This window comes from Bradyrhizobium sp. 62 (genome assembly GCF_023073035.1).
Taxonomy (GTDB): Bacteria; Pseudomonadota; Alphaproteobacteria; order Rhizobiales; family Xanthobacteraceae; genus Bradyrhizobium.
Map to the genome: position 1 here is coordinate 59,725 of NZ_JADPIT010000019.1, position 8,441 is coordinate 68,165.

Sequence of the window (8,441 nt, forward strand, 5' to 3'; positions counted from 1 at the left end):
CACTTGCAAAATCATTCGCTACTTCTTCTTCGCCCGCGCCTTCGGCTCGGGTGACAGCGCCTGCGGATCGAAGCCGACATAGAAGATGTAGCTATCGGCGTCCTTGGCCGAAGGCATCGGATAGACCAGATCCTCGGCCACGAAGGTGAAGGGGACGCTGCCGCCTTCCGACATTCCGACCGTGGTCCGGTAGGCCTTGGAAGCGATCACCTTCTCGCCGATGCCGCCATGCACCACGGCGACGCGCAGCGGCACCTCGACGCTCGCAGGCGCGCCGGCGGGACCGGCAATGACGCGGCCCTGGATGCCGATCCGGGCCGTGATATCGCCGCCATTGCGGGTGCATTCGCGGGCCATCTTGGTGATGGTGGCCTGGAAGCGGATCTCGTTGCCAACGGCCGGCTTGCCGGTGGCACCGACCGCGTAGGTGGAGGCTCCGGCACGCACCGTGACCTGCGGGCAATCAAGATCATCATCAGCCGCCGGCTGTCCCGGTGCAGGCGCCGGCTTGGGTTGGGCCGGCTCGTCCGACTTGCCGCCGAACAGGCCCTTGAATCGATCGGTCAGCGACTGCGCCGCGACTGGCGAGACGGAGACGAGCGCAACTGACAACACCAGCGCGACCGCTGCCCCCCGCCGCAACGCATTCCGCGGTGACCGAAGCTCCTGCACCATCAACACCCAAACTCCATGACGACATCACGGCCGATCACCGGCCGGGCTGCGCCGTTATATCGTCAAAACCGGCGAACCCAAGGCAGCAAACAAGCAGACTTTGGTCACATGGATAAGCGGGCTCAGCCGCGGAAATCCTCGTGCAGCAGGCCGAACAGCAAATGGTCCTGCCAGATCCCGTTGATGCAGAGATAGCGGCGCGCCAGCCCCTCGCGGGAGAAACCGCACTTCTCCAGCACCCGGATCGACGGCGCATTGGTCGGGATGCAGGCGGCCTCGACCCGGTGCAGATTGAGCTCGCCGAACAGCGTTGGCAGCAGCACCCGCAGCGCGGCCGTCATGTAGCCGCGCTGGGCGTGGGGCTTGCCGACCCAATAGCCGATGGTGCCGGCCTGGACGATGCCGCGGCGGACATTGGCGAGCGTGATGCCGCCGACCATGGCGCCGTCGAGCTCCCGGAAGATCAGAAAGGGATAGGACCGGTCCGCGGCGATGTCCTCGGAATAGCGGCGCAGGCGACGGCGGAAGCCGGAGCGCGTGAGATCGTCCGACGGCCAGATCGGCTCCCAGGGCGTCAGGTAATCGCGGCTGGACTCGCGCAGATGGGCCCACTGCAGGAAGTCCGACATCTGCGGCGCGCGTAGCAACAGGCCGTTGCCGCGCGGCGCGAGAGCGGCGGGTCCACTGGATGGCAGGCGGAAGAGGGCCATGGTGATGCTTCCCGGGGGCGGATCAACCCGTGCGCGGCTCCTAATGCAGCCGCGCCTTGGCGCGTGCCCGGGTCAATCCTTCCGCAAAAGACACCGCCGTGTCCAGACCCCTGCCACTGCCCAATGCGACAACCGCAGGGCGGCTGCGCGAAAGCAGCGCACGCGCCGCATCACGGGTCGATTCGACGCTGACAGCGTCGATCCGGGCCACCAGCTCCTCGGCCGTCTGGGGCCGGCCATAGGCCAGCACATGCCGGGCGAGCTGCTCGGCGCGGGACGAGCAGCTCTCCAGCGCCATCAGCAGCCCCGCCTTCATCTGCGCCTTGGCCCGCGCGATCTCGACCTCGGTCAGGGTCTCGACCGAATCATTCATGATGTCGACCACGACCTCCATCATCTCGGGCGCATCGGCCGGATCGGTGCCGGTGTAGAGGCCGAAGAAGCCGGTGTCGGTATAGGGGGCGTGGAACGAGTAGATCGAGTAACAGAGGCCGCGCTTCTCACGCACCTCCTGGAACAGCCGCGACGACATCCCGCCGCCGAGGATGTTGGTGAAGACCTGGAGCGAGAACAGCGACAGATCGGTCTGCGGCACGCCCTCCAGCGCCAGCGTCAGATGCGCCTGCTCGAGTTCGCGATGCACCACCTTGGTGCCGCCCTTGCCGAACTGCGCGGCTTGCGGCTTGGGACCCGCCGTCCCCTCAAAACTGGCAAAGCGCTGCTCGACCTCGGCGACCACCTGCTTGTGATCGACCGCCCCGGCTGCCGCCACCACCATGTCTGGCCCGCGGTAATGCGTCGACAGATAGTCGCGCAGCGAGTCGCGGCTGAAGGCACGCAAGGTCTTCGCAGTGCCGAGCAGCGAGCGGCCCATCGGCTGGTCGGGATAGCAGAGCTCGTTGAGATGCTCGAACACGACGTCGTCAGGCGTGTCCTGCGCCGCGCCGATCTCCTGCACGATGACGTTCTTCTCGCGCTCGAGCTCGTCGGGCTCGAAGGCCGGGTTGGCCAGGATGTCGGCGAGCACGTCGAGCGCGAGCGGCACGTCGGCCTTCAGCACCCGTGCATAATAGGACGTGGTCTCGGTCGAGGTGCCGGCGTTGAGGTCGCCGCCGACCGCCTCGATCTCCTCGACGATCTCGCGCGAGGAGCGCTTCGTCGTGCCCTTGAACGCCATATGTTCCAGGAGATGCGAGATGCCGTGCTCGTTGGGCTTCTCGTCGCGCCCGCCGACGCCGGCCCAGACGCCGAGCGCCGCAGTCTCGAGATGGGGCATCTTGTCGGTGACGACAGTCAGGCCGGACGCAAGCTTGGAAATCTCGACGCTCATCCGGCAACTCCCTGTTTCGCGGCGCGGCTGACCGACAGCACGAACCGCTCGACCTCGGCCTGGTCGTTCTTCATCACCTTCATGTGTTCGGATTTGGTCATCAGGCCATCGAGCCAGGCCGGCAGTTGCGGCCGCTGGCCGCAGGCCGCTTCGACCGCATCGGGGAATTTGGCCGGATGGGCGGTGGACAGCACGATGCTGGGAACCGTCCTGTCCGTGGTGTCGCGGTCGGCGACCGCAAGCGCGACCGCGGTATGGGGATCGACCAGCTCGCCCGCCTCGCGCCAGGCGGCGCGGATCGCGGCCGCGGTCTCGGTCTCGTCGGCCCGGCCCGCGTCGAATCCCTCGCGGATCGCGGCCAGCGTCGCATCGGGCAGCACGAAGCGGCCGGACTGCTTCAGCGAATCCATCAGACGGCGCACGCCGGCAGCATCGCGGCCGCCAGCCTCGAACAGCAGCCGCTCGAAATTCGAGGAGATCTGGATGTCCATCGACGGCGACGCCGTCGCGTGGACCTCGCGCACCTCGTAGATCCCGGTCTTCAGCGTGCGCGCCAGGATGTCGTTGACGTTGGCGGCGATGCCCAGGGTCCGCACCGGAAGACCCATGCGCTTGGCGACATAGCCGGCGAAGATGTCGCCGAAATTGCCGGTCGGCACGACGAAGTCCACCGCGCGCGCGGGTGCACCGGCGGCAACGGCGGAGGTGAAATAGTAGACCACTTGGGCGACGATCCGCGCCCAATTGATGGAATTGACGCCGGACAGCGACGTCGCATCGCGGAAGCGATGGTTGTTGAACATCGCCTTCACGAGGGCCTGGCAATCGTCGAAATTGCCCTCGACGGCGAGCGCATGGACGTTGGCCGCGCCCGTCGTCGTCATCATCCGCCGCTGCACCTCGGATATGCGGCCATGCGGGAACAGCACGATGAGGTCGACATTCTCGAGCCCTGCGAACGCGTCGACTGCAGCACCGCCGGTGTCGCCCGAGGTCGCGACCACGATGGTGGTGCGCTGGCCGCGCTTGGCGAGCACGTGGTCCATCAGCCGCGAGATCAGCTGCATCGCCACGTCCTTGAAAGCGAGCGTCGGACCGTGGAACAGCTCCAGCACGAACTGGTGCGGCGCCATCTGGCGCAGCGGCACCACCGCCGGATGGCGGAAAGTGGCGTAGGCCTCGTTCGCCATGCGGCCGAGCTCGGCGTCCGAGATCTCGCCGGCGACGAAGGGGCGGATCACCTCGACCGCGACCTCCCAATAGGGACGACCGAAGAAGCCGGCGATGGCGTCAGTCGAGAGTTGCGGCCAGGTGGCCGGCACATACAGGCCGCCGTCGCGGGCGAGCCCGGTCAGCATCACATCGCAGAAGCCGAGTTCGGGGGCCTCGCCCCGGGTCGAGATATAACGAGTCAAACTGCCCTCCAAAGGCCGGCCGAGCCTGGGCTCGATCCGCAAGCCTTTGATTTTACGAAATTACTTGTTAACAGCCAGAGGCTTTGAGCCACCATAAAGTGTTTTGCGGCATCAGGAAACCGCTTCGCGGCTGGGGCCATCCAAGGAAAAAGGCTGCCAAGGAAAAGGGCTGCGGCAATGCCGCAGCCCTCTCTTGGAAGGTCTGTCGTTCTGTGCAGACCGGTTTGGCCTCTTGGGGTCACCGACCCGCAAAAACTGTTCGCGCAAGCTTTCGTCGGCTGTCACGACATCGTCAAGGGACAAAACGGGATGTGTGAGAAAATGTTCCTGTTTTTCCCGACGGATTTCGACGCGGGCAAGCGTTCGCCAGCGGTCGTGCGTCACGCATTGCCGTTATATCCCGAACGACCGGACAGTTCAGGAACGAACAACGGCTGCGCTCATTGTGTCGGCGGATGGTGTCGGCGCTATCCATGCATTGCCCGGCTGAGCGCCGAGACCGGTCCGCCCGCCGAACCGGCAGCATCCTGGAGCAGCCGGTTCGGCGCCCCGGGCGTCAGTTCATCCCGATTTCCACCGCGATCCGGATCAGGTCGGAATGGTTCTTGGCACCGAGCTTCTGCTTGAGCAGGGAGGTGGTGTTGGCGACGGTCTTGTAAGAGATACCGAGCGCCTCGGCGACCTCGACGATCTTGTCGCCTCGCCCCAGCAGGCGGAGAATCTCGAGCTCCCGCGGCGTCATCTGCGAGGCGGGATTGGCCTTGATCGCCGCGCCGGAAAACGTCACGGCTTCCGCGAGCTGCGGTGAGATGAAATTGTCGCCCGCAACGACCTTGCGCACCGCCTTGAGCAGGATCCGGGGATCGTCGCCCTTGGAGACGTAGCCCTGCGCGCCCAGCTCGACCGCCCGCACCACGAAGGCCGGATCGTCGTTCATGCTGAACATGATGATCTTGGCGTCGGGATCGTCCTTGCGAATGCGCCGCATCAGTTCAAAGCCGGAGACGTCGGGCAGGCTGATGTCGATCACAGTGACGTCGGGCCGCTTGCTGACATAGGCGCGATGCCCGGATTTGGCGTCGGTCGCCTCGTCGATCCGGATCGAATGGTCGGAGGCGAACAGGGTGCGGCAACCGGACAGGACCACGGGATGGTCGTCGACAATCAGGACGCGGGTCGCCGGCTTGGCAGTATCTTGCATTGTAACTCTCTAGTTTTTCGACTCATAAACCGACGGGAACAAATGGAAAGAGCAAATCCGACCGATGCGCGTTAGAATTGACCTAATGTGGCAACGCCTCTCGTTCCGAACCCAACTGTTTCTGCCGCTCGGCCTGAGCTTCCTCGCCGCGCTGATCATGAGCGGCGTGCTGCTCCAGATCTTCGCGACCGACCAATTGGCGGACGAGAACGAGCCGGGGCGGCGTTCGATCCAGACCGTTGCCGCCGCGCTCAACAACGCCCTGCGCACCTCGAACAATCCGCGGCAGACGCTCGACGCCTTTGTCCATTCTCTGGACAACTCCTCTGATATCCAATTCCGTGCCGCGGAGATGGGTCCCGCGTCCTCAGCGAGGGACGGTCCGCGCAAGCCGCATGGCGTCCCGCGATGGTTTGTCGACCTGCTCACCATTCCGGACATGGAGGCGGCAGCTCCGGTGACGATCGGCGACAGGCGTGTCGGCGATCTCGTCTTCCGGCCGGACCTGTCGGCCGACCTGTTCGAGAAATGGATCGGCTTTCTCGCGCTGACCAGCCTCGTTGCCGTGCTGATGGTGCTCACCGGCACCATTGCCTATGTTTTCGCAGGATCGGCCCTGCGCCCGCTGCAAGATCTCGGCGAAGGGCTCACGCGGATGCGGCGCGGCGACTACGCCACGCCGATCCCGGTCGGAGGACCGCCGGAAATCCGGCAAAGCTGCGAGGAGGCCAACGCGCTGGCCGAAACGCTGGCGCAATTGAGCCAGGACAATCGCGACCTGCTGCACCGCCTGGTGTCGCTCCAGGACGACGAGCGGCGCGATCTCGCGCGCGAACTGCACGACGAACTCGGTCCGCTGCTGTTCAGCATCCGCGCCGGCACGATCGCATTGGCCGACGCCTCGCCCCCGGCGGGAAATCCCGGCAGTTCGGCGCAGGATGTGTTGCAATCGGTCGAGGCGCTCCAGCAGACCAACCGCCGCATCCTCGACCGGTTGCGACCGCTCTACATCGAGGAATTGGGTCTGGAGACCACCGTGCAGACGCTGCTCCGGAATTTCCGCAAGCAGGCGCCGTCACTCGACCTGACGGACACGATCGATCCGGATCTCAACGCGATCGACGGGCCGCTGGCTCAAACCGTCTATCGCGTGATTCAGGAGGCGCTGACCAACGTGTTGCGTCATGCCGGCGCCAGCAATGCCCATGTGCAGGCGACCTTCGCCGGCGAGGCGGTCGTCATCGAGATTTCCGACGACGGTGGCGGCTTCCCCGAAGGCAATTTGTTCGGTCGCGGCCTGACCGGCATGCATGAGCGCGTGCGCGCACTCAGCGGATCGCTGTCACTGCTGCGCGTGGACGACCGGACCTATGTGCGCTGCCGCCTTCCCGCCGGACCGGCGCGCGAGGCGCCGGTCACCGGCTAGCGTTTTCGCGAGGTGGATACCGGTTCGCGTGAAGAAAACGCGTCAAAACAAGAATCTGGAGTCTCTAGCAAGCACAGCCAAGCTGCGCGTTCTGTCGCGCCGGTTCGCACAGCGTGGCGCGGATCTTGCCGTCCGGGCTGAAGCAAAACGAGGCGCGGATGCGCAGCGCGCCGGCGACGGAATATTCGAGATCGATGCCGTGGGGCGCAGGATGGATTTCCTCCAGCCCAAAACCGGCCGACGAAAAAGCGCTGAGCCGCGGCTGCCAATAGGCTTCGAGCTCGCTCCGGCCGCGATAGTGCTGCGTGCCGTTGCACGTGCATTCGACCTGCGCATCGTCCGCATAGAGGTCGAGGAGCGTCGCGAGGTCGCCCTTCCTGCAGGCATCCACCCAGTCGACGACAATTCCCATCTGGTCGAAATCGCTCACGCTGCAATCCTGTCTGCCGCGAAAAAACGATGGCGGCTTAGGACCACACTCGTGAATGTGCGCTGAATGGTAAACCCCGGGCGATACCGGGTTCCCTAGGTGGATCTACGGAGCTCAGCCCCGCCGCCGCCCTCTTGCCCACACGGCGAAGGCGATGAGCACGGCGCCTGCAAGCGTGAACCAGGTGATGGCGTATTGCAGGTGATCGTCCTTGAGATGCACGTCGAGCGGCCCCGGCCGCGGAATGCCGTTCTCGGGCGCCGGCTGCTCGAGGTCGACATAGAACGGCGCAACCGCGCCCCAGCCCAGCGTGCTCGCGATCGCCACGTGATCGCGCACGAACCACAGCCGCTTGTCGCGGTTCTCCGCCGGAGTCAGCCAGCCGGGCGCCTCGGGGAAGCGCAGATAACCGGTGAACGAGACCTCCTGCCCCGTGACGAGCTTCTTGACCGCGCGATCCTCGACGCTGCGATCCTGCATGGTGTTTTCGACTAAGCCCGCATCGATCACCACCGTCTCCCCGCTCGGCAGCCGCGCCGGCAGGAACGCCCAGGTGCCGGGGCCCGACGCGTCCTTGCGCACGGCGGAGCCGGGGGAATAGACCATCGCGTCGGGCAAGGGCGCGTAGGTCGCGGTAAAGCTGACGCGGCGGAATTCATCGCGCGCGGGACTTAGCGCGGCCCATCGTGCCGGCGGCGGCAGAGCGACCGGTGCCTCCGCGAGGCGCTCGGTCAGTGCGGCGATCAGCTCGTGCTTGGCGATGCGGCGCTGCAATTGCCAGACACCGAGCACGATACAGACCGCGGTCAGGAATAGCGTGAACAGCGCGAAGCCGGCCACGCGGGGCTTGCGCGCGGTCTCGTTCATTTCGCGCGGTCGACCAGCCGGCCCGGCGCCGCCTTATGGTGGAATTGCAGCGCGATCAGCAGCGACTTCATCGCGCGCAACGGCAGCAGGGTCGTCGCGAGGATCAGCGGCAGCCACAACACCGCGTGCAGCCAGTACGGCGGCTGGTACTTGACTTCGACGACGAGCGCGCAGCCGACCACGATCGCGCCGGCCAGCATGATGATGAAGATCGCCGGACCGTCACCGGAATCGATGAAGGCATAGTCGAGGCCGCAACGCTCGCAGGACGGCGCTAGCGTCAGGAAGCCCGCATAGAGCTTGCCTTGGCCGCAGCGCGGGCATTTGCAGGCAAGCCCGCGCAGCGCGCTCTGCAGGACGGTGGCTTGCGGCTCGGACGTATCGGCG

The 8,441-nt window shown here is 65.7% G+C and carries 9 protein-coding genes; 1 reads left to right on the plus strand and 8 read right to left on the minus strand.

The genetic code is table 11. From position 1 onward, the window contains the following. Positions 1-18: 18 nt before the first annotated feature. From IVB47_RS21940 to IVB47_RS21960, 5 genes are all read right to left on the minus strand, one after another. Positions 19-675: a hypothetical protein gene (locus tag IVB47_RS21940; protein WP_027570042.1), complete on the minus strand. Its 657-nt coding sequence runs from the start codon at positions 673-675 to the stop codon at positions 19-21. A gap of 122 nt (positions 676-797) precedes the next feature. Further along, complete coding sequence (locus IVB47_RS21945; protein ID WP_007605081.1) at positions 798-1,385, minus strand: GNAT family protein; 588 nt, start codon at positions 1,383-1,385, stop codon at positions 798-800. Between the two features lie 40 nt (positions 1,386-1,425). Continuing rightward, the gene (locus IVB47_RS21950; protein ID WP_247283171.1) at positions 1,426-2,715 is read right to left on the minus strand and encodes a pitrilysin family protein; all 1,290 of its coding nucleotides are present in this window, start codon (positions 2,713-2,715) and stop codon (positions 1,426-1,428) included. Beyond that, entirely contained in the window at positions 2,712-4,130 is a 1,419-nt protein-coding gene (gene thrC / locus IVB47_RS21955) for a threonine synthase (RefSeq protein ID WP_247283169.1), read from the minus strand. The genes IVB47_RS21950 and thrC overlap by 4 nt, the downstream gene beginning before the upstream one ends. 556 nt (positions 4,131-4,686) lie before the next feature. Then, positions 4,687-5,331 (minus strand): response regulator transcription factor, encoded by a 645-nt coding sequence (locus IVB47_RS21960; protein WP_008541266.1) that lies wholly within the window; start codon positions 5,329-5,331, stop codon positions 4,687-4,689. An 85-nt stretch (positions 5,332-5,416) separates the two neighbouring features. Here IVB47_RS21960 and IVB47_RS21965 point away from each other — a divergent pair, with 85 nt between their 5' ends. Next, positions 5,417-6,757 carry a histidine kinase gene (locus tag IVB47_RS21965; protein ID WP_247464218.1) on the plus strand — a complete coding sequence of 447 codons (1,341 nt, stop codon included), beginning with the start codon at positions 5,417-5,419 and terminating at the stop codon, positions 6,755-6,757. Positions 6,758-6,821: 64 nt separating this feature from the next. On the opposite strand, the gene IVB47_RS21970 is transcribed toward IVB47_RS21965, so the two are convergent. From IVB47_RS21970 to IVB47_RS21980, 3 genes are all read right to left on the minus strand, one after another. Then, a complete protein-coding gene (locus IVB47_RS21970; protein WP_027515278.1) occupies positions 6,822-7,187 on the minus strand; it encodes a nuclear transport factor 2 family protein in 366 nt (121 codons plus the stop codon). A 114-nt stretch (positions 7,188-7,301) separates the two neighbouring features. Then, a complete protein-coding gene (locus IVB47_RS21975; protein WP_247464221.1) occupies positions 7,302-8,054 on the minus strand; it encodes an SURF1 family protein in 753 nt (250 codons plus the stop codon). Next, positions 8,051-8,441: DUF983 domain-containing protein (locus IVB47_RS21980; RefSeq protein ID WP_247464224.1), on the minus strand; the 391-nt coding region annotated here is incomplete at its 5' end. The genes IVB47_RS21975 and IVB47_RS21980, both read right to left, overlap by 4 nt.